The sequence below is a fragment of the Microbacterium zouquanmingi genome (assembly GCF_052266695.1).
In the GTDB taxonomy this organism is placed as follows: domain Bacteria; phylum Actinomycetota; class Actinomycetes; order Actinomycetales; family Microbacteriaceae; genus Microbacterium.
In genome coordinates, this window is sequence record NZ_JBQPQZ010000005.1 from 1 (window position 1) to 20,134 (window position 20,134).

General features: G+C 65.3%; 19 protein-coding genes and 1 tRNA gene. 9 read left to right on the forward strand and 11 right to left on the reverse strand.

Translation table 11 applies throughout. The features are described from left to right. Positions 1-59: 59 nt before the first annotated feature. The 6 genes from orn (at position 60) to ACTU6U_RS11480 (ending at position 2,698) form a co-directional block, all read left to right on the forward strand. Complete coding sequence (gene orn, locus ACTU6U_RS11455; protein ID WP_443469243.1) at positions 60-686, forward strand: oligoribonuclease; 627 nt, start codon at positions 60-62, stop codon at positions 684-686. A gap of 36 nt (positions 687-722) precedes the next feature. Next, positions 723-798, forward strand: a tRNA-His gene (locus ACTU6U_RS11460). A gap of 123 nt (positions 799-921) precedes the next feature. After that, positions 922-1,548, forward strand: a complete 627-nt coding sequence (locus ACTU6U_RS11465; protein WP_443469244.1) for a LysE family translocator — start codon at positions 922-924, stop codon at positions 1,546-1,548. A gap of 27 nt (positions 1,549-1,575) precedes the next feature. Continuing rightward, positions 1,576-1,923: a metallopeptidase family protein gene (locus ACTU6U_RS11470; protein WP_443469245.1), complete on the forward strand. Its 348-nt coding sequence runs from the start codon at positions 1,576-1,578 to the stop codon at positions 1,921-1,923. After that, positions 1,920-2,216, forward strand: coding sequence for an ATP-dependent Clp protease adapter ClpS (gene clpS, locus ACTU6U_RS11475; RefSeq protein WP_443469246.1), 297 nt, complete (start codon positions 1,920-1,922; stop codon positions 2,214-2,216). The genes ACTU6U_RS11470 and clpS overlap by 4 nt, the downstream gene beginning before the upstream one ends. Then, on the forward strand, positions 2,213-2,698 hold the full coding sequence (locus ACTU6U_RS11480; RefSeq protein ID WP_443469247.1) for a DUF2017 family protein: 486 nt from the start codon (positions 2,213-2,215) through the stop codon (positions 2,696-2,698). Before clpS ends, ACTU6U_RS11480 begins: the two co-directional genes overlap by 4 nt. Positions 2,699-2,771: 73 nt before the next feature. Here ACTU6U_RS11480 and ACTU6U_RS11485 read toward each other — a convergent pair whose 3' ends face one another. From ACTU6U_RS11485 to gatC, 8 genes are all read right to left on the reverse strand, one after another. Then, positions 2,772-3,686, reverse strand: coding sequence for an LPXTG cell wall anchor domain-containing protein (locus ACTU6U_RS11485; RefSeq protein ID WP_443469248.1), 915 nt, complete (start codon positions 3,684-3,686; stop codon positions 2,772-2,774). Then, positions 3,661-3,840: a hypothetical protein gene (locus ACTU6U_RS11490; protein WP_443469249.1), complete on the reverse strand. Its 180-nt coding sequence runs from the start codon at positions 3,838-3,840 to the stop codon at positions 3,661-3,663. The genes ACTU6U_RS11485 and ACTU6U_RS11490 overlap by 26 nt, the downstream gene beginning before the upstream one ends. Before the next feature lie 87 nt (positions 3,841-3,927). Then, positions 3,928-4,509, reverse strand: coding sequence for a nucleoside/nucleotide kinase family protein (locus ACTU6U_RS11495; protein ID WP_443469250.1), 582 nt, complete (start codon positions 4,507-4,509; stop codon positions 3,928-3,930). Then, a complete protein-coding gene (locus tag ACTU6U_RS11500; RefSeq protein ID WP_417511611.1) occupies positions 4,493-4,813 on the reverse strand; it encodes a hypothetical protein in 321 nt (106 codons plus the stop codon). Before ACTU6U_RS11500 ends, ACTU6U_RS11495 begins: the two co-directional genes overlap by 17 nt. Before the next feature lie 37 nt (positions 4,814-4,850). Continuing rightward, the gene (dinB, locus tag ACTU6U_RS11505) at positions 4,851-6,107 is read right to left on the reverse strand and encodes a DNA polymerase IV (RefSeq protein ID WP_443469251.1); all 1,257 of its coding nucleotides are present in this window, start codon (positions 6,105-6,107) and stop codon (positions 4,851-4,853) included. A 130-nt stretch (positions 6,108-6,237) separates the two neighbouring features. Beyond that, the gene (gene gatB, locus ACTU6U_RS11510) at positions 6,238-7,770 is read right to left on the reverse strand and encodes an Asp-tRNA(Asn)/Glu-tRNA(Gln) amidotransferase subunit GatB (protein ID WP_443469252.1); all 1,533 of its coding nucleotides are present in this window, start codon (positions 7,768-7,770) and stop codon (positions 6,238-6,240) included. Beyond that, on the reverse strand, positions 7,770-9,305 hold the full coding sequence (gene gatA, locus ACTU6U_RS11515; RefSeq protein ID WP_443469253.1) for an Asp-tRNA(Asn)/Glu-tRNA(Gln) amidotransferase subunit GatA: 1,536 nt from the start codon (positions 9,303-9,305) through the stop codon (positions 7,770-7,772). The genes gatB and gatA overlap by 1 nt, the downstream gene beginning before the upstream one ends. Then, positions 9,302-9,601 carry an Asp-tRNA(Asn)/Glu-tRNA(Gln) amidotransferase subunit GatC gene (gene gatC / locus ACTU6U_RS11520; protein ID WP_443469254.1) on the reverse strand — a complete coding sequence of 100 codons (300 nt, stop codon included), beginning with the start codon at positions 9,599-9,601 and terminating at the stop codon, positions 9,302-9,304. The genes gatA and gatC overlap by 4 nt, the downstream gene beginning before the upstream one ends. Before the next feature lie 61 nt (positions 9,602-9,662). Between gatC and ACTU6U_RS11525 the strand changes: the two genes are divergently transcribed. Beyond that, entirely contained in the window at positions 9,663-11,363 is a 1,701-nt protein-coding gene (locus ACTU6U_RS11525; RefSeq protein WP_443469255.1) for a long-chain-fatty-acid--CoA ligase, read from the forward strand. 49 nt (positions 11,364-11,412) lie between these two features. Further along, positions 11,413-13,242: a DEAD/DEAH box helicase gene (locus ACTU6U_RS11530; RefSeq protein WP_443469256.1), complete on the forward strand. Its 1,830-nt coding sequence runs from the start codon at positions 11,413-11,415 to the stop codon at positions 13,240-13,242. A gap of 87 nt (positions 13,243-13,329) precedes the next feature. Here ACTU6U_RS11530 and ligA read toward each other — a convergent pair whose 3' ends face one another. Genes ligA through ACTU6U_RS11545 form a run of 3 tightly spaced genes read right to left on the reverse strand, consistent with a single transcriptional unit; the run spans position 13,330 to position 17,968 of the window. Then, complete coding sequence (gene ligA, locus ACTU6U_RS11535; RefSeq protein WP_443469257.1) at positions 13,330-15,645, reverse strand: NAD-dependent DNA ligase LigA; 2,316 nt, start codon at positions 15,643-15,645, stop codon at positions 13,330-13,332. A gap of 40 nt (positions 15,646-15,685) precedes the next feature. Continuing rightward, the gene (mnmA, locus tag ACTU6U_RS11540) at positions 15,686-16,783 is read right to left on the reverse strand and encodes a tRNA 2-thiouridine(34) synthase MnmA (protein WP_443469258.1); all 1,098 of its coding nucleotides are present in this window, start codon (positions 16,781-16,783) and stop codon (positions 15,686-15,688) included. 9 nt (positions 16,784-16,792) lie between these two features. After that, the gene (locus ACTU6U_RS11545; protein WP_443469259.1) at positions 16,793-17,968 is read right to left on the reverse strand and encodes a cysteine desulfurase family protein; all 1,176 of its coding nucleotides are present in this window, start codon (positions 17,966-17,968) and stop codon (positions 16,793-16,795) included. A gap of 64 nt (positions 17,969-18,032) precedes the next feature. On the opposite strand from ACTU6U_RS11545, the gene glgX reads away from it, so the two are divergent. Beyond that, entirely contained in the window at positions 18,033-20,096 is a 2,064-nt protein-coding gene (gene glgX, locus ACTU6U_RS11550) for a glycogen debranching protein GlgX (protein ID WP_443469260.1), read from the forward strand. The last annotated feature ends 38 nt before the right edge of the window (positions 20,097-20,134 follow it).

The following is a 20,134-nucleotide window of genomic DNA, read 5'->3' on the forward strand; positions in this document are numbered from 1 at the left end:
AAACCCCAAACAAGACGAGTCAACTAAACCGTCAGCAGTCCCCTCATTAGAATGAGGACATGGTATCTGCGTCTGAGAACGACCGACTCGTCTGGATCGACTGTGAGATGACGGGACTCGATCTTTCGATCGATGAGCTCGTAGAGATCGCCGTCGTGATAACCGACTTCGAGTTGCGACCGGTCGATCCCGGTTTCCAGGTCGTCATCAACCCCAGCAACGAGGCACTCGCGAACATGGGCGAGTTCGTCACCGAGATGCACAAGACCTCCGGCCTGATCGAAGAGATTCCCGCGGGCGTTTCACTCGCGGATGCTGAGGCGCAGACGCTCGCGTACATCAAGCGCTTCGTCCCTCAAGAACGCAAGGCGCCTCTTGCAGGCAACACGATCGGCACCGATCGCATGTTCCTCGCAAAGTACATGCCGCAGATCGACCAGTGGCTGCACTACCGAAACGTCGACGTCTCCAGCGTCAAAGAACTCTCACGCCGGTGGTACCCGCGAGTGTTCTTCCAGGCACCCGAGAAGAACGGCGGTCACCGCGCTCTGGCAGACATCCTCGAGTCCATTCGAGAAATGCAGTACTACCGTGAGGCGGTCTTCGTCGACGCACCTGGGCCGTCGAGTGACGAGGCGCGTGCGATCTCCGAGCGCACGGTGTCATCGTTCGCTTCAGAGGTGTAATAGACTAGACGGGTTGTCTGCTCCGGCTGACACATGGTGGCTATAGCTCAGCTGGTAGAGCACCGCGTTGTGGTCGCGGGGGTCGCGGGTTCAAGCCCCGTTAGCCACCCCAGATATACGAGGTGTGAACCTTCGACTGTGTAACCAGTCAGGGTTCACACCTCGTTCTCGTTTCGGCGCTAGGCACTCATTCACGCTCGTCGCGGCGATACGATCCCACCCCTAGAATTGCCTGGTGTCGCTGACTGTCTGGCTCTCCCTCCTCGCAGCATCCGCCGTCATCAGCTTCACCCCCGGCGCAGGCGCCATCAACACGATGTCCAATGCGATCGCGCAGGGCTGGCGCCGCTCGGTATGGGGAGTGATCGGTCAGCAGCTCGCGCTGATCGTGCACGTCATCATCATCGCGGCGGGGGTCGGCCTGCTGGTCTCCCGCTCACCGCTCCTGTTCGACATCGTCAGGTACACCGGTGCCGCGTACCTCGCGTATCTCGGCATCCGCATGATCTTCGCCCGCGTGCCTGAACCCGCGGCATCCGATGGTGCTGCTCCCGATCGAGAAGGCCGCTTGTCGATGATGCGACGCGGCTTCTGGGTGAACGTGCTGAACCCGAAGGCGATTGTGTTCTTCCTCGCCTTCGTGCCGCAGTTCATCCGCCTCGACGAACCAGCACTCCCCCAGTACCTCATCCTGATCGGAACGGTCGTCACGGTCGATGTGATCGTCATGTGGGGCTTCTTCGCGACCGCCGCGAGACCGTTCCGAACGCTGACTCGATCACGCGGCGGCATCCGCGTCCTCAACATCATCTTCGGTGCGCTCTTCCTGCTCGTCGCAGCCCTCCTGCTGTTCATCAATTGACTGCCGCGAGCCGTAGGCTTGTGAGCAATGGACATGGATGCTGCGGCCTTCGAAGAACTCGTCATCGACGAGCTCGACCGGCTGCCCGACGAGATGGTCGATGGCCTCGACAATGTCATCTTCGTCGTCGAGAAGCGTCCCGAGGACGGCAGCCTGGACCTGCTCGGTCTTTACGACGGGCTGGCTCTGACCGAGCGCGGTCAGTACGGGATGGGCGAGCTTCCTGACCGGATCGTGATCTACCGCGAGCCGCACCTCGCGCAGTGCGACAACGAGGACGAGCTCCGCGACGAAGTGCACACGACACTCGTTCACGAGATCGCGCACTTCTACGGAATCGACGACGCGCAGCTGCACGAGTTGGGGTGGGCATGAGCACGCCGATTGCAACCCCAGATCTCGACGAGTTGGTCGATCTGAGCGCGGCACCGCTCGACCCCTGGCAGGTCGTCGTGTGGAACGACCCCGTGAATCTCATGAGCTATGTCACCCGTGTCTTCCGCACCTACTTCGGGTACTCGCACGAGCACGCCACCACCCTCATGCTGGCCGTCCATCACGAAGGGCATGCCATCGTCTCCACCGGCCCCCGCGAGACCATGGAGCTGCACGCTCAGGCCATGCACGACTACGGGCTGTGGGCGACGGTCCGAAAGGCTCCGCAATGACACTGACAGAAATCCGGATGCCTCTGGCGATGATAGAGATCGTGAATCTCGCCGACCTCGTCGATCAGCTCACCGAGGTGATCACGGCGACAGACAGTGAGCGTGATCCGGCCGTCGCACGCCTGACCCCGAATCCGTACCCTGAGGATGCCGAGGCATCCGTCGAGTTCACGATGGCGACGCGCGATGACCTGCTCGCCCGCCGCACCGCCGATGCTGCGCTGGTGCGCGGCGCCCTCGATCCTTTCCTCGACCCCGCTGATGAGCAAGGCGAGCGCTCCGAGGTCGAGGTTGTCGTCAGTAGTCACGAGATCGATGCCTGGTTGCGCACTCTGACCGCTCTGCGGCTGATCATCGCGAGCCGCTTGCACATCACCGATGACTCCGACCTCGAAGACACAGATGACTCTCGGTTCCACGTCTTCCACTGGCTCGGGTTCCGGCTGGATACCATGATCGCCCTCGCCGACGAACTCGGCTGAGACGCCAGAAGACAGGTGCGCCGGGGAATCAGAAGTTTCCCCGGCGCACCCACGTTACGTGCATCACACGCTATTACTCAGCGATGTGCCTGCGTCGCGCGCGTATCCAGAGCACGCTGAGCCCACCCGCGAGGAGCAAGACAAGCCCCACAGCGAGCGCAGCCGAAGAGTCGGAGCCTCCGGTCTTCGCGATCTCAGTTTTCGGGGGCGCGCTATCGCCCGTGGCAGGGCTCTCCACGCCACCTGTGCTTGCACGCGCAACTGTCAGGGTCGCGGAGGCGCTGTGCACCGACCCGACGCTGTTCGTTGCGATGGCCCGGTACTGCCGATCATCGTGCGCGAGTGTGATGCCATTGAGCATCAGACCCGTCGCTGTCTCGTCTGCGGTGGGGTCCGCAGTGACCGGCTCCCAGGTCGCACCATCGTCGCGGGAGAATTCCCACGTCAGTGCGGCCGGTGCAGGGCAGCCGTCGGCGATCGCCTCGAACTGCACGGTGTCGCCTTCTGTTCCCGAAAGATCCACGGGGTCAGTGACCGAGGGAAGCTCGGTGAACATGAAGCCCGCCGGGTAGCTGACCGGCGTCTGAGGCGACCCGTCAAGAGTCCATTCCACGCTCACATCGGCAGCGCAGGCCGCGTGTGCCGGCGAGACCACAGAGTAGGTGCCGTCGCCGTTGTCCGTCAGCGCTGACCCGAGCTCTCCGCCGAAGTCCACAGCGGTTACGTGAGCAACCTGCTGCGGCCCCTGCACGAGCTGCGGCGTGTAATGGTGGACAGCCGTGCCATCGCCCAGCACACCGAAACGATTATCACCCCAGCTGTACGCCTTCCCGTTCGCGTCGAGCGCGAGCGAGTGCAATGTGCCCGCACTCAGCGCGACGAACTCGACGTCGCCGGGCGAGGCTACCGCTTGCGGTGTCGAGACGTTCGGCGTCGTGCCATCACCGAGCTGCCCAAAGGCGTTACTTCCCCAGATTGATCGCGGCAACGAGGGTCGCCTCGTCGTTCACGGAGTGTACGGTCGGCGTGCCGTCTGCCATAGCGTACGCCGCGACGGGAGTGAGGAGCAGCCCTGTCCCGGGGACTGCGGCGACCAGACCTGCTGCGCAGGCTCGTCGAATGGTGTGATGGGATCTGGTCATGCGGGCTCGAACTCCTCGTCGGCGATGGGTGGCGGCCAACCGCCATGCAGGTATAGACCTAGGTCGCTAGTGGCGGTGCCCCGCCCACTACGGAAGAGTGACCGTCACGGTCGCCAGTTTCTGCGGCGAATCCCTGGTGATGTGTCGCTCTTCTTGCTTCGCCCACCGCTCCCAATGCGGTCGGAACCCATCTCCGTCACGCTCGAGCGCTCTGCGCTTACGTGATGTCATGGGAGATTCGACCCACACGCACACGTCAGCCAAGCGCGCAGATGCCGGAGTCAGTGCTCCGCAGCCCTCGAGGATGACACCGAGAGCTGGGGTGACGGCATGCGCCTCCGCCTCGACTTCGAGATCCCAGTCCCACCGCCGCCAGGTGCTCAGCAGCCCCCGCGCATGAGGTCGCAGAATATCGTGCAGTGCCCGCTCTGCGCCGGCGTCGAGGCCGTCCCAGCCTGGATACAGCGAGTCGAGTGCGATCAGCTGAGGTCGTCCGGCCACAGGCCAATTCGCAGCGACCATCCGTGACAGGGTCGTCTTTCCCGCACCAGCACGCCCGTCGATCACCACAACCGGGTTGGATGCCTCCACTGCCACGACCGCGTCGATGACGGATGCCGCACCGCGCTGCAGAGCTTGTGCGAGCGGATCGTTACTTCTTGAGCGCACGGATCACGCGCGAGAGCGCACGCCCGGCGACGCACACGAACGGGATCGCGACAGCGAGCAGAGCAACGATGTTGGGCTCGAATCTGAGGCCCTCTTCACGCCGGACGTATACGCCGAGCGGAATGGATACCCCGCCTCCACCGCCGCCGCCGTTGTCGTCCTGATCAGCGCCGCCGCCGAAACCAGCCCAGGTCAGCGCGACGGGAGTGATGCTCACACCATCGACGTCCTGCGGCTCGCCGTAGGCGCTCTTCACGCCGAAGGAGGTGACTTGCTTTCCGATGTCCAGTGCAATGTTCGGCATGACTACACGCTAGCCGACGAAGGCTCTGCGTGGGCATTCAGTCGACTCCGTGGTCCTTCGGGTGTCGCGCCGTTCCGCGACCCTCCCCACGGCCGACATGTCGGGCGCGAGTGATGGTCGCACTGCCGAATCGAGCCCGCGCACTGTCAAGGGCGCCTTCGACCTTGCGCCAGTGCTCGTCTTCATCCCACAGCGCGAAGGCCGCTCCACCGGCCGGACGCAGCTTCTCAGCGCGCACCCCGACCAGCCGGACGGGATCGCGACGGTCGATCGACTCGTACATCGTCTGCGCCGCTTCGCCGATCCGCTGACCGACGGATGTGGGCTCTGCGAGCGTCTGAGACCTGCTCAACGTGGCGAAGTCGTCGAAGCGGATCTTGATCGCCACGGTGGCGCACTCCCATGAGGCCTTCCGCAGTCGCACGGCGACCCGGTCGGCCAGTCGGAGAAGCTCCGCCCGGAGGAACTCCCGGTCGGTCACATCGACGTCGAACGTCTCTTCATGCCCGACGCTCTTCTCGACCCGATCGGTTTCGACGGTCCTGGCGTCCTCTCCGCGCGCGAGCTGCGCGATACGCGCCCCCAACGCAGGTCCGACAGCGCGGTCGAGCATGTCCTGCGGCGAGTCGCGGATGTCGCCGATCGTGCGGATGCCACGTGCCTCCAAAGCATCCGAGGCCTTCGGCCCGACACCCCACATCGTCCGCACCGAGCGCGGCGCCAGGAAGTCGAGCGTGTCCGCGGCGGCCACGATCAGCATCCCGTCGGGCTTTGAGATCGTCGATGCCATCTTCGCGACGTGCTTGGTCGCGGCGACACCGACGCTGCAGCTGATGCCGACCTCGGCCTGCACCCGCTCCCTGACCAGGCGCGCGATCTGCCCCGGACTCCCCCACAGTCGCCTCACACCCTGTACATCGAGGAAGGCCTCGTCGACCGACAGCGGCTCCACCAGCGGCGTGATCGATTCGAAGACAGCCATCACCTGACGTGACACGGCCTGATAGCGGTCGAAGTGCGGCATCACGATCTTCGCCGTGGGACACAACCTCATCGCCTGACTCACCGGCATCGCGGCGCGCACGCCGTACCTGCGCGCCTCGTAGGAGGCGCTGGAGACGACCGAACGCCCGTCCGGGCTGCCGATGATTAGCGGCAGCCCGCGCAGCGAGGGATCATCCATCACCTCGACGGCCGCGTAGAAGGCGTCCATGTCGACATGAAGTATGCGGGTGCCGGTGTCGTCTGCTCCGTCAGCAGAGACGAGCCTGCCTCGTCCGTCACCGCGCCCCATGGTTCCATTCTCGCTGAAACCACCGACATCCGTCCCCCGGTCTGGGGGCGCAAGCGACGGATGTCGGATCAATCACGCGAATCGGTCCGACATCCGTGCGCGCGGCCCCCGAAGTGTCGGGGCCCGACGACTACTGAGCGGCGCGCTCCAGAATCAGCTCACGCACGCGAGCGGCATCCGCCTGCCCCTTCATCGCCTTCATGACCGCACCGATGATGGCGCCGGCTGCCTGAACCTTGCCGTCCTTGATCTTGGCCATCACATCAGGCTGAGCCGCGAGAGCCTCATCGATAGCGGCGATCAGCGCACCGTCGTCAGAGACGACAGCAAGACCGCGAGTATCCACGACCTGCTGGGGCGTGCCCTCTCCGGCGATGACGCCCTCGAGCACCTGACGTGCGAGCTTGTCAGTCAGCGTGCCGTCATCGACGAGCTTCTGCAGCGCAGCGACATTCTCGGGCGTGATGAGGCCTGCGACGTCCTTGTCCTGCGCGTTCGCGAGGCGAGAGATCTCACCCGTCCACCACTTGCGCGCGGCAGCCGGAGTGGCCCCAGCGGCGATCGTCGCCTCGACCTCGTCGATCAGGTTGCCGTTGCGGACGTCCTGGAACTCCAGGTCCGTGAAGTTCCACTCCGTCTTCAGGCGGCGACGGCGCGCGACAGGCTGCTCCGGCAGCTGCGACCGCAGCTCCTCGATCAGCGCGCTGGTCGGCTGCACCGGCAGCAGGTCGGGCTCAGGGAAATAGCGGTAATCGTCAGCATCCGACTTCGGTCGACCGGGTGAGGTCGTGCCGGTGTCCTCGTGCCAGTGACGCGTCTCCTGTGTGATGGTGCCACCATCAGCGAGAATCTGCGCCTGGCGCTGGATCTCATGGCGGACCGCGCGCTCGACAGAGCGCATCGAGTTGACGTTCTTCGTCTCGGTGCGGGTGCCGAGCGGCGCAGGCTCTTCGCCCTCGGCGACGCGCGGTCGCAGTGACACGTTCGCGTCGCAGCGCAGGTTGCCGCGCTCAAGGCGAGCTTCGGAGATACCCAGGCTGCGCACGATGTCGCGGATCGTGGAGACGTACGCCTTCGCGACCTCCGGGGCGCGGTGCTCCGCGCCGAAGATGATGTCGGTGACGATCTCGACGAGCGGAACGCCCGCACGGTTGTAGTCGACCAGCGAGTACTCCGCGCCCTGGATGCGTCCGGTGGCGCCGCCCATGTGGGTGAGCTTGCCGGCGTCTTCTTCCATGTGCGCGCGCTCGATCGGCACGGTCACGAGTGTGCCGTCCTCGAGCTCGACGACCACTGAGCCCTCGTACGCGATCGGCTCGTCGTACTGCGAGATCTGATAGTTCTTGCCGAGGTCGGGGTAGAAGTAGTTCTTCCGCGCAAAGCGGCTCGATTCCGCGATCGAGCAGTTCAGCGCGAGACCGAGGCTGATCGATGACCGGATCGCTGTCTCGTTCACCACCGGCATCGCGCCGGGAAGACCTAGATCGACCGGAGCGATGAGTGTGTTCGGCTCTGCCGCGTGGTACATCTCGTTGGCGGGGTTCGGCGCCGCCGAGAACATCTTCGTGTTCGTGTTGAGCTCGACATGCACTTCGAACCCGAGCACCGGCTCGAACAGTTCGAGGGCCTTGTCGTAATCCATCAGCTTGGCTGCGGCGGCCATCAGCGGTTCCCTCCTGCTGGTCCCTGAGCTTGTCGAAGGGCGGGGGCGCGGGTGAGCAGCGGGGCTCCCCACGAGTCGACGAGTGCGGTCTCGAGCGCCGCGCCCACACGGTAGAGACGAGCGTCCTCGCGTGCGGGGGCGAGGAACTGGATGCCGACGGGCAGGCCGTCGTCGTCCGCGAGCCCGGACGGGATCGAGATACCAGGGACACCCGCAAGGTTCGCAGGGATCGTCGTGAGGTCGTTCAGGTACATCTGCAGCGGATCGTCAATCTTCTCGCCGATCTTGAACGCCGTCGTCGGGGCCGACGGCGTCGCGATGACATCGACCTCGGCGAACGCCTTGTCGAAGTCCTGCTGAATGAGCGTTCGCACCTTCTGCGCACTGCCGTAGTAGGCGTCGTAGTAGCCCGCCGAGAGCGCGTAGGTGCCGAGGATGATGCGGCGCTTGACCTCGTCGCCGAAGCCGGCCTCACGCGTCGCAGACATGACGTCTTCGACGGTTGCGCCGCCTTCCGGCGTGACGCGAAGACCGAAGCGCACGGAGTCGAACTTCGCCAGGTTGCTGGATGCCTCAGCGGGGAGGATCAGGTAATACGCGGCGACGCCGTACTCGAAATGCGGCGTGGAGATCTCGACGATCTCGGCGCCGTTCGCCTCGAGCAAGTCGAGCGATGCGCGGAAGGACGCCGCGACCCCTGGCTGGAAGCCGGAGTCCGGGAACTCCTTGACGACACCGACCTTGAGTCCCTTGAGCACGTCACCACGCGCACCCTCGCGGGCTGCATCGGCGAACGACGGCCATTGGTCAGCGAGAGACGTCGAATCCTGCGGGTCGTGCCCACCGATGACATCGTGCAGGAGGCCTGAATCGAGCACCGTGCGAGTCACAGGTCCGACCTGATCGAGGCTCGATGCCAGAGCGATCGCGCCGTAGCGGCTCACGCCGCCATAAGTGGGCTTCATGCCGACGGTTCCGGTGACGTGGGCAGGCTGGCGGATCGACCCTCCGGTGTCAGAGCCCAGGGCGAGCGGAGCTTCGAACGCCGCAACGGCCGCAGCCGAACCGCCTCCGGAGCCGCCGGGGATGCGGTCGAGGTCCCAGGGGTTGCGCGTCGGTCCGTACGCCGAGAACTCGGTCGAGGAGCCCATCGCGAACTCGTCCATGTTCGTCTTGCCGAGCGGCACGAGGCCGGCAGCGCGCGCACGAGCGACGACGGTCGCGTCGTACGGCGACATGTATCCCTCGAGGATCTTGGATCCGCTGGTGGTCGGCTGGTCCTTCGTGACCAGGACGTCCTTGATCGCGAGCGGAACGCCGGCGAGCGCGTGCAGCTGCTCCCCCGCGGCACGGGCGCTGTCGACAGCGTCGGCTGCGGCGAGAGCCCCCTCGTTCACATGCAGGAATGCGTGCACGTCACCGTCGACGGCGGCGATCCGATCGAGATGCGCCTGCGTCGCTTCGCGACTGGAGACTTCACCCGCGGAAAGCTTGTCGGCGAGCTCCGCGGCGGTCCAGCGGATGATGTCGCTCACTGTTCTTCTCCCAAGATGGCGGTCACGCGGAACCGGCCGTCCGCGGCATCCGGTGCGTTCTGCAGCACCTGCTCATGAGTGAGCGTCTCGCCGACCTCGTCGGGTCGGAAGACATTCGCGAGCGGGATGGGGTGACTCGTGGCAGCGACGTCAGCGGTCGCCACCTCGGAGACCTTCGCGATGTTGTCGACGATGGCGTCGAGCTGGCCCGTGAGCCGCGTCACCTCGTCGTCGTTCAGCTGGATGCGCGCGAGCACGCCGAGATGGCGTACAAGTTCAGGGGTGATTTCAGACACCGTCTCAGTCTAGTTGGCGTCGCACAGACCTCCTGCCTGCATTGCGAATAGGGTGAAGAGCATGACGACGCATCACCCCCCTCGTCCGTGGATCGCCAGCTATGCAGAGGGAGTTCCCGAAGATCTTCCTCCGGTGACGGGATCGCTCGTCGACATCGTCGAAGCCTCGGCACGCGATTACCCGGATGCTCCGGCTCTGGAGTTCTTCGGTCGCGAAACGTCCTACTCGCAGCTGCAGTCGGCGATCGATCGCGCGGCGGCAGGGCTCTACGCCCGCGGCATCCGGTCCGGCGACCCGGTGGCGATCGTGCTGCCGAACTGCCCGCAGCACATCATCGCCTTCTACGCAGTGCTCCGCCTCGGTGCTGTCGTCATCGAGCACAACCCGCTCTACACGCCGCGTGAGTTGCGCAAACAGTTCGAAGATCACGGGGCGAAGCATGCGATCGTGTGGAACAAGGTCGTCGCAACCGTGCAGGAGTTCCCGGAAGATCTGGCGGTGCCATCGCTCATCTCCGTCGACATCACCGCCGCAATGCCCCTCCGCACTCGTGCAGCCCTCCGGCTTCCCGTTGCCAAGGCTCGCGAATCGCGCGCTGCCCTGACCGAGAAGGTCCGCGGCACGACGCTGTGGGAGCAGATCGTCGGGTCCGAGCCGCTGCCGTCATCGTATCCGCGGCCCGCCACCGATGACCTCGCGATCATTCAGTACACCTCGGGCACCACCGGCACCCCGAAGGGGGCATCCCTCACCCACCGCAACCTGCTGGCCAACGCAGCGCAGGCGCGCGCCTGGGTGCCATCGATAAAGCGCGGCTATGGATGCGTCGTCTACGCCGTCCTGCCGATGTTCCACGCCTACGGGCTCACTCTCTGCCTCACGTTCGCGATGTCGATGGGCGCGCGTCTGGTGCTGTTCCCGAAGTTCGACCCCGACCTCGTGCTCGACGTCGTGAAGAAGCATCCGCCGACGTTCCTCCCGCTCGTGCCCCCGATCGCCGACCGCCTGCTGAAGTCAGCGAAGGCCAAGGGCATCTCTCTGGCAGGCACCGAAGTGGCTATTTCGGGCGCGATGGCGCTGCCGCACGAACTGGTCGTGCCTTTCGAAGAGGCCAGCGGCGGCTACCTCGTCGAGGGGTATGGGCTGAGCGAATGCTCCCCCGTGCTCATGGCGAACCCCGTGGCCGAGAACCGTGTCGCCGGGACCATCGGCCTTCCGTTGCCCGGAACCGAATGCCGAGTGGTCGACCCGGACAACCCCACGCAGGACGTCGAGCCCGGTGCGCCAGGAGAGCTCGTCGTGCGTGGTCCACAGGTCTTCTCCGGCTACTACGGCAATCCGGAGGCAACCGAACAGTCCTTCGCCGAGGGCTGGTACCGCACCGGCGATATCGTCACGATCGACGACGCCGGTTTCGTGCGGATCATCGACCGGATCAAAGAACTCATCATCACCGGCGGGTTCAACGTCTCCCCCACAGAGGTCGAGAACGCGCTGCGTCAGCATCCGTCCGTCGACGACGTCGCCGTCGTCGGTCTGCCGAGCGATCATTCCGGAGAAGAGGTCGTCGCCGCCATCGTTCTGGATGCTGGTGCTGAACTTGATGAGGAGGCCATCCGCGAGTACGCGCGCAGCATCCTCACCCCCTACAAGGTGCCGCGTCGGCTGTTCGTCGTCGACGAGCTCCCGAAGTCACTCATCGGAAAAGTTCTGCGCCGACAGGTCAAAGACAAGATCCTCGCGCTCACCGGCTCCGCCTGAGATTGCGTCTTCACAGGGAACGTGCCACCCGGGGCGCTACCCTTAGTCGGTGACCCCTGAAGACGCATCTCTGAACGAGCCCACTGACGAATCCCCCACCCTTCCCGGATTCGAGGAGCTCGGCATCACCGGGCCGGTCCTGAAAGCCATCCGCGACCTCGGCTACGAGACACCCTCGCCGATCCAAGCGGCCACGATCCCGACGCTTCTCGGCGGACGGGATGTCGTCGGCATGGCACAGACCGGAACGGGAAAGACCGCCGCGTTCGCACTGCCAGTGCTCGAACGCCTCGACGTCGCGCAGAAGACTCCGCAGGCACTCGTGCTCGCGCCGACCCGTGAGCTCGCCCTTCAGGTGTGCGAAGCGTTCGAGTCCTACTCCGCGAAGATGAAAGGCGTGCACGTCCTCCCCGTGTACGGCGGCCAGGGATACGGCGTCCAGCTGTCGGCCCTCCGCCGCGGAGTGCATGTCGTCGTCGGCACGCCCGGTCGCATCATGGATCACCTCGCGAAGGGAACCCTCGATCTCTCCGAGCTGAAGTACCTCGTGCTCGATGAGGCCGACGAGATGCTGAAGATGGGCTTCGCTGAAGACGTCGAGCAGATTCTCGCGCAGACCCCCGAAGAGAAGCAGGTCGCACTGTTCTCTGCGACCATGCCCGCGCAGATCCGACGGCTCGCGCAGAAGTACCTCCGCGATGCAGAAGAGATCACGGTCAAGTCCAAGACGGCGACCGCCACGAACATCACGCAGCGCTACCTCGTCGTCTCGTACCAGCAGAAGGTCGACGCCCTCACCCGCATCCTCGAGGTCGAGAATTTCGACGGCATGATCGTCTTCGTCCGCACGAAGAACGAGACCGAGACTCTCGCCGAGAAGCTGCGCGCACGCGGTTACTCCGCAGCGGCGATCAACGGCGACGTGGCACAGGTTCAGCGTGAGCGCAGCGTCAACCAGCTCAAGGACGGCAAGCTCGACATCCTCGTCGCCACCGATGTCGCTGCTCGCGGGCTTGACGTCGAGCGCATCAGCCATGTCGTCAACTACGACATCCCCACCGACACCGAGTCCTACGTGCACCGTATCGGTCGCACGGGCCGTGCCGGCCGCACCGGCGACGCAATCAGCTTCATCACTCCGCGCGAGCGATACCTGCTCAAGAGCATCGAGAAGGCGACCCGCCAGGCGCCGACCCAGATGACGCTGCCCAGCACCGATGACGTCAACACCACACGTCTCGCGCGCTTCGACGACGGCATCACCGCGGCTCTCGCCGAGACCGCACGAATCGAGGCCTTCCGCGACATCGTCGCGCACTACGTGCGCAACCACGATGTTCCCGAGGCTGACGTCGCCGCGGCCCTCGCTGTCGTGGCACAGGGTGCAACGCCGCTGCTGCTCGACCCTGAGAACGACCCGCTCACCGCGGCTGTCGCTCGCGACAACCGTCCGCGCAACGATCGCGACCGCGGCGACCGCCCGGCCCGCGAGCCGCGTGAACGTCGTGGGCGCGGTGACTACGCTGCGTACCGGATCGAGATCGGCCGCCGACACCGTGTGGAGCCGCGACAGATCGTCGGTGCGCTGGCCAACGAGGGCGGACTCGGCCGCGATGACTTCGGTGCGATCAACATCAAGCCGGACTTCACCATCGTCGAACTGCCCTCGAATATGAACCCTGCAGTCCTCGACAAGCTCAAGGACACGCGCATCTCGGGCCGTCTGATCGAGATCAAGGCCGACCGCGGTGCTCCCGGGCGCCGCGGCGCCAGCGACGGCGGATCCCGCGGTGGTTACGAGCGCCGCGACCGCCCCTCCTACGGGGACCGCCCCGCCCGCGACGACAAGCCGTTCCGCAAGCCGCGCCACAAGGACTGAGCCGCTTCACACAGTGAGAATCGCCCTGCCCGCTGAGAATCCGCGTGGCAGGGCGATTTTCGTCGCGCAGAGCAATTCTCGCGGGAGTCAACCCAGCGCGTCAGGGCCCTCGGTCACAAGAGTGTGGAACTGGGCAGCATCCAGAATGCGGATGCCGAGCTCCTCTGCCTTGGCGAGTTTCGAACCAGCACCAGGACCCGCCGCGACGAAGTCCGTCTTCTTCGAGACGCTGGATGCCGCCTTGCCGCCGGCCCTGATGATCGCCTCTTGCGCCCCGTCTCGGGTGTAGCCATCGAGAGAACCGGTCGCGACGACCGTGAGGCCATCGAGCACGCCGTCCTCAGCGACAGCTGCGCCGGGCCCGGGGTGTCCAGGCGTTGCCCACTGCACGCCCGCCGCGGCCCACTGCTCGACGATGTCGAGATGCCAATCGATGTCGAACCACGCCAGCAGCGAGTCGGCGATGATTCCGCCGACGCCGTCGACCGCTGCCAGCTCATCTCTTGAGGCAGCGCGAATCGCGTCCAAGGAACCGAACCACTGCGCCAGGGCGCGGGCAGCGACAGGCCCGACGTGGCGGATATTCAGCGACACGAGCAGGCGCCACAGTTCCTTGGTCTTCGCCTTCTCGAGCTCTGCGAGCAGCTTCGTCGCCTGCGATGAGGGTTGGGAAGAGTTCACTCCCCGCTTCCTCTCTGCCGCGGTCGGGTTGCGGCGGAAGGGCGCACGAGTCTTGACGGAGCCGTCGTCGACTTCTTTGGGAAGCCCGGTCTCTGCATCACGGACGACGACTTCGATCGGCACGATCTGCTCGAGACTCAGCGTGAACAGTCCGGCCTCGGTGTCGAGGGGCGGCTGCGATGGAATGCTCGGCTGGGTGAGCGCTGCTGCCGTGACTTCACCGAGGGCTTCGATGTCGAGCGCACCGCGCGAACCGATGTGCTCTACGCGTCCGCGCACCTGGGCGGGGCAGGACCTGGCGTTGGGGCACCGGAGGTCGATATCGCCCTCTTTCATGGCTCGCAGCGGTGTTGCGCACTCCGGGCAGTTCTCGGGCATCACGAACTCGCGCTCGGAGCCGTCGCGACGCTCGACGACCGGCCCCAGCACCTCGGGGATGACATCGCCCGCCTTGCGGAGCACGACTGTGTCGCCGATGAGGACGCCCTTGGCTTTGACGACGTCCTTGTTGTGCAGAGTCGCCTGACGGACAACTGACCCTGCCACGTGCGCGGGGGCCATCACCGCGAACGGCGTGGCGCGTCCAGTGCGCCCCACTGAGACGACGATATCGAGCAGCGTCGTCTGCACCTCTTCCGGCGCGTACTTGTAGGCGATCGCCCACCGAGGAGCCCTGCTGGTCACTCCGAGTTCGTCGTGCAGCGCGAGCTCATCGACCTTCACCACGATGCCATCGAGTTCGTGCTCGATATCGTGGCGGTGCTCTCCGAAGTACGCCACGAACTCGGTGACCTCATCGATCGAATGACACACCTTGGAATGCGGGCTGGTCGGCAGCCCCCATGAGGCGAGAAGTTCGTACACTTCGCTCTGCGCGGCTACCGGCGGGTTCTCCCACGCCCCGATGCCGTGCACGTACAGCGACAGCGATTCGATTCGCAGGAGGCCGGCTTCGAGTTCGAGGCCATCCTTCTTGTCGATCTGCTGACGCAGCCCGCCGCTGGCGGCATTTCGCGGGTTCGCGAAAGCGGGGAATCGGCGCGCCGCGGCACTTCGCGCCTTGTCTTCTTCGAACGGGCGCTTCGCACCTCCACGCGCCTCCCACTTTCCCAAGGCATCGGAATATGCACGTTCCCGGAACGCAGCCTGAGCCGCGTTGAGCCGTTCGAACGCCGCAACGGGGATGAACACCTCGCCGCGCACTTCGACGACCTCGGGATGCCCCTCACCGCTGAGCTGCTTCGGGATATCGGCGAGGCGCAGCGCGTTCTCGGTGACGATCTCACCGACCCGTCCGTCGCCGCGTGTGGCCGCTGAGGTGAGCACGCCGTTCTCGTACCGCAGGTTGATGGCGAGCCCGTCGATCTTCAGCTCGGTGAGCCACGCAACATCGCGACCAGCCGCCGCGCGAGTCTTCGCCGCCCATTCACGCAGTTCTTCGACGGAGAAGACGTTGTCGAGACTCAGCATCCGCTCGGCATGCTCGATCGTCGCAAGGCCCGTGGCCTGAGCTGCGCCCACCATCTGCGTCGGGGAGTCCTGCCCGCGCAGTTCGGGGTGCAGACGCTCGAGGTCGTCGAGCCGGTGCATCCAGCCGTCGTATGTCGCATCATCGACCAGCGAGGTGTCACGCCCGTAGTACGCGTCTTTCGCTTCGAGGATGCGCGTCGTCAGCTCTTCAGCCTCGATGCGAGCGTCTTGCAGTGAGATGTTCTCCGGCACTCGATCAGTCTACGAGCGGGTGCCGACATCACTCGGCTTTTCAGGCGTCGACCGGTACCGCAGAGACTGTCCGGTCGATCGTGAACTGGCCGAGCACACGCGTGCCGACGTACAGCACAGCGGTCTGACCGGGAGCTACACCATCCAGCGGCACTTCGGGAACCACGGTGACGCCGTCCGCCGCCACAGTCGCACGCGCGGGAACGGGCTCTGAATGCGCACGGATCTGCACATCGCAGTCGAACTCACTCGAGGTGGGTGCGGCGCCCGCCCACGAGTGCCGCTCCCCCGAGATCTCACCGATCGCGAGGGCTTCCTTGGGGCCGACGACGACGGTGTTCGAGACGGGACGCACTTCGAGCACGAATCGCGGCTTTCCATCCGATGCCGGGACGCCGAGCTTCAGCCCGCGCCGCTGCCCCACAGTGAATGCGTGGGCACCGTCGTGCGAGCCGACGACATCACCGTTCCGGTCGAGGATCTCGCCCTGCTCTGCGCCGACCTTCTCGGCCAGCCAGCCCCGGGTGTCGCCGTCGGGGATGAAGCAGATGTCATGGCTGTCCGGCTTCTGCGCGACGCTCAGACCCCGCTCAGCGGCTTCAGCGCGAACCAGCGCCTTCGAGGGCGTCTCGCCCAGCGGGAAGTAGGTGTGCGCCAGCTGCTCCGCGGTGAGAACGCCGAGGACATACGACTGGTCCTTCGCGTTGTCCGAGGCACGGTGCAGCTCGAGCCCGTTCTCGCCGTCTACGAGCGTCGCGTAGTGCCCGGTGCACACTGCGTCGAAGCCGAGTTCGATCGCGCGCTCGAGGAGCGCGGCGAACTTGATCTTCTCGTTACAGCGCATGCACGGGTTGGGCGTACGTCCGGCCTGATACTCGGAGATGAAGTCGTCGATCACGTCATCGCGGAAACGCTCGGAGAAGTCCCACACGTAGAACGGGATGCCGAGCATGTCGGACGCGCGCCTGGCGTCCATGGCGTCTTCGATCGTGCAACAGCCGCGACTGCCGGTGCGCAGCGTTCCCCCCGCTCGGGAGAGCGCAAGGTGCACGCCGGTGACGTCGTGTCCGGCTTCGACGGCGCGGGCTGCCGCAACCGCAGAATCGACGCCGCCACTCATCGCCGCAAGAATCCGCATGGGTCCAGTTTACGATCCGCCGGCTGTACGGGCCCCGGATGCCCGTGAATATGCTTCCCCGATCACCGCGAGGACCGCATCGACATCGGCATCTGCGGAGGTGCGTCCGAGGGTGAAGCGCAACACGCTTCGCGCGTCGCGCTCGCTGCCGCCCATGGCGATCACGACGTGCGAGGGCTCGGCGACGCCGGCCTGGCACGCAGAGCCGGTGGATGCCGCAAGTCCCGCCACATCGAGCAGGAAGAGCAGGCTCTCCCCGACGGCCCCGGGGAAGAGGAAGTGCGCGTTGCCCGGCAAGCGGTCGCTGGGATCGCCGAGCAATCGAGCTGCCGGAACAGCCGAGCGGATGCCGTCGACCAACCGGTCACGCAACATGCTCAGCCTGCTGTGCTCCGACTCGCGCTCCGCCTCTGCCGCAGCCAGAGCCGCGGCGAAGGACGCTGCCCCCGGAACATCCTGGGTGCCTGCACGCAGACCACGCTGCTGCGCCCCGCCGTGCAGCAGTGCGGAGATCTTCGCTGTACGGGCGACGACGAGCGCTCCGATGCCGACCGGGGCACCGATCTTGTGCCCGGCGATGCTCATCGCCACCAACCCTGCTCCTGGCGCAGCATCCGCCCTCAATTCACGGAACGACAGCGGGATGTGACCGAGGGCTGCGACCGCATCCAGGTGCAGCGGAACCATCGCGGCTGCGGCCTCTCGCGAGAGTGCCACTGCATCGTTGATCGTTCCGACCTCATTGTTCGCGACCAGTGCGGTTGCGAGGGCCGCACCGGGAAGGCTCTCGCGGAAGGCATCCGGATCGATTCGTCCGGTGTCCGTGAGTGAAACCGCGCGCACGTGCGCGCCTTCTGCTGCGAGGGCTGCGACGGTGTCCATCGTGGCGTGATGCTCGCCGTCCGGCAGCACGATGGCATCCGCCGATGCCGGCCGTGACGCCCACATCCCGCGCAGCGCGGTGTTGATCGATTCTGTTCCGCCAGAGGTCAGCACGATTTCGATCGGGTCGCAGCCCAGGATTACGGCGATGCCCTCTCGCGACTCTTCGAGCAGTCGCCTGGCATCTTGACCCGCCCCGTGCGTCGAGGAGGCGTTGCCGACGATTTCGGAGGCGGAAAGCCACGCCTCGCGCGCCTGCGGGCGCAACGGAGTCGTCGCCGCGTGGTCGAGATAGAACCGCATCCCTTAACTCTCCCGCATTTTCGCCTGGTCGGCGCACGACCTTCTGCCGCATACTCTGTAAGGCATGTCCGACTTCACCTCGCCAGGCGGCACGGCCCTCGACAACCTCGGCGTGCAGTTGCACGATGGCGTCGCGACTCTGCGCGTCTGGTCGCACCACGCCGCATCGATCGAACTCGTCGTGTTCGATGAGGTCGATCTCGACTGGGTCACCGACACGGTGCCGTTGGAACAGTGCTCGGGCGGTGTGTGGGAAGCGACGACCGATCTCCTCTCCCCCGGCACGCGCTACGCACTGAGAGTTGACGGTCCGCACGGTCCTGGCAACACATTCAATCCTGCGACGCTGCTGCTCGACCCCTACGCACGCGGGCTCGCCCAGGGCGACGGGTACGGAGACTGGCGCTCGGTCGTCATCTCTGACGGTTTCGATTGGGGCGGTGTGGGCAAACCGCAGATTCCCCTCGACAACACCGTCATCTACGAAGCGCACCTGAAAGGCACGACCAAGCGTCACCCCGAGATCCCACCGGCCCTGCACGGCACCTACGCCGGGCTCGCTCATCCGGCGATGATCGATCATCTCCACTCTCTCGGGGTCACCGCCGTCGAGCTGCTCCCCGTGCACAGCTTCGCTTCAGAGCCTCGGCTGCTCGATCGCGGACTATCGAACTACTGGGGCTACAACACCCTGAACTTCTTCACCCCGCACGCGGCCTATGCGACCGAAGAGGCACGCAAGCAGGGTCCTGATGCCGTCATCACCGAGTTCAAGGGCATGGTGCGGCTTCTGCATGAAGCGGGCCTGGAGGTCATCCTCGACGTGGTCTACAACCACACATCGGAGGAGGGGATCGGAGGTCCGCGCACGAGCCTGCGCGGCATCGACAACGCCACGTATTACCGTCAGCAGGTTGATGGTGTCTATATCGACACCACCGGGTGTGGAAACACTCTGAACACCGCGACGGATGCCGGGGCCAGGCTGGTCCTGGATTCACTGCGCTATTGGGCGGATGAGATGCAGGTCGATGGTTTCCGGTTCGACCTCGCCACATCGCTCGGTCGGGATGCTGCGCATGAGTATTCGCCAGAGCATCCGCTACTGAAAGCCATCAGCGCAGATCCCGTGCTGGCCGACGTCAAGATCATCGCGGAGCCGTGGGATGTCGGGCTCGGCGGGTGGCAGACCGGGAATTTCCCCGATGGGTGGCACGAATGGAACGATCGCTACCGCGACCGTGTGCGCAACTTCTGGCTGAGCGACATCGACTACGCCCGGCGCGCTTCTGCGCCCGTCGGCATCGGCGGGTTTGCCACGCGTCTGGCCGGCTCATCGAACACCTTCAGCAAAGAGCGCGGCCCACTCGCCGGAATCAACTTCGTCACCGCGCATGATGGATTCACCCTCAACGATCTGGTGACCTACGCCGTCAAACACAACGAGGCCAACGGTGAGAACAACCGCGACGGTGCGAACATGAACCGCGGCTTCAACCACGGTGTCGAGGGCCCTAGCGACGACCCGACGATTCTCAGCGCTCGCCGCAAGGCGATGCGCAACCTGCTGGGGACGCTGCTGCTCTCAGCGGGCATCCCGATGCTCACCGCCGGAGATGAGACGGGTCGCACCCAGAACGGCAACAACAATGCGTACGCGCATGATTCAGATCTCACCTGGCTCAGCTGGGACTTCGAACCATGGCAAGAGGATCTGCGCACCCACGTCTCCACGCTCACCCGGCTTCGCAGGGAGAACGCAGCGCTTCGTCCCAGCCGTTACGCGCGGCGCGATGTTCATACGCCGAACGCCTCGAACATGGACTGGTTCAACCAGAACGGCGAGAGCATGGAAGAAGCGCAGTGGACCGATCCGGGCAACCGCACGCTCCAGTACGTCGCGGAATCAACGCCCGTGCATGAGAAGACCAATCGCACTCTTCTGATCGTGCACGGCACCGAAGAGCCGATCGATGTGATCCTGCCGACCACGCTGGCCGGTGCGGCGAAATTCACTTCCCTGTGGTCGAGCGCAGACGAGCGGCCGGCATCCACAGCGGAAGAATTCGCTCCGGGACAGGTCGTGCCGACGCCCGGCACATCAATGCGCCTCTTCCGCGTCGAGTAGAGCTGATTCTTCGCGGCCAGCCGGGTTCTCCCCGGGTG

Excerpts from the sequence above, each read along its gene's own strand:
- ACTU6U_RS11470 (WP_443469245.1), top strand. The coding sequence starts at position 1,576 with ATGGACATGGATGCTGCGGCCTTCGAAGAACTCGTCATCGACGAGCTC.
- ACTU6U_RS11545 (WP_443469259.1), bottom strand. The coding sequence starts at position 17,968 with ATGCGGTTCTATCTCGACCACGCGGCGACGACTCCGTTGCGCCCGCAG.
- dinB (WP_443469251.1), bottom strand. The coding sequence starts at position 6,107 with ATGGGGCGCGGTGACGGACGAGGCAGGCTCGTCTCTGCTGACGGAGCA.
- ACTU6U_RS11500 (WP_417511611.1), bottom strand. The coding sequence starts at position 4,813 with ATGCCGAACATTGCACTGGACATCGGAAAGCAAGTCACCTCCTTCGGC.
- ACTU6U_RS11480 (WP_443469247.1), top strand. The coding sequence starts at position 2,213 with ATGACACTGACAGAAATCCGGATGCCTCTGGCGATGATAGAGATCGTG.
- gatB (WP_443469252.1), bottom strand. The coding sequence starts at position 7,770 with ATGGCCGCCGCAGCCAAGCTGATGGATTACGACAAGGCCCTCGAACTG.
- clpS (WP_443469246.1), top strand. The coding sequence starts at position 1,920 with ATGAGCACGCCGATTGCAACCCCAGATCTCGACGAGTTGGTCGATCTG.
- orn (WP_443469243.1), top strand. The coding sequence starts at position 60 with ATGGTATCTGCGTCTGAGAACGACCGACTCGTCTGGATCGACTGTGAG.
- mnmA (WP_443469258.1), bottom strand. The coding sequence starts at position 16,783 with ATGCGGATTCTTGCGGCGATGAGTGGCGGCGTCGATTCTGCGGTTGCG.
- glgX (WP_443469260.1), top strand. The coding sequence starts at position 18,033 with ATGTCCGACTTCACCTCGCCAGGCGGCACGGCCCTCGACAACCTCGGC.
- ACTU6U_RS11490 (WP_443469249.1), bottom strand. The coding sequence starts at position 3,840 with ATGACCAGATCCCATCACACCATTCGACGAGCCTGCGCAGCAGGTCTG.
- ACTU6U_RS11525 (WP_443469255.1), top strand. The coding sequence starts at position 9,663 with ATGACGACGCATCACCCCCCTCGTCCGTGGATCGCCAGCTATGCAGAG.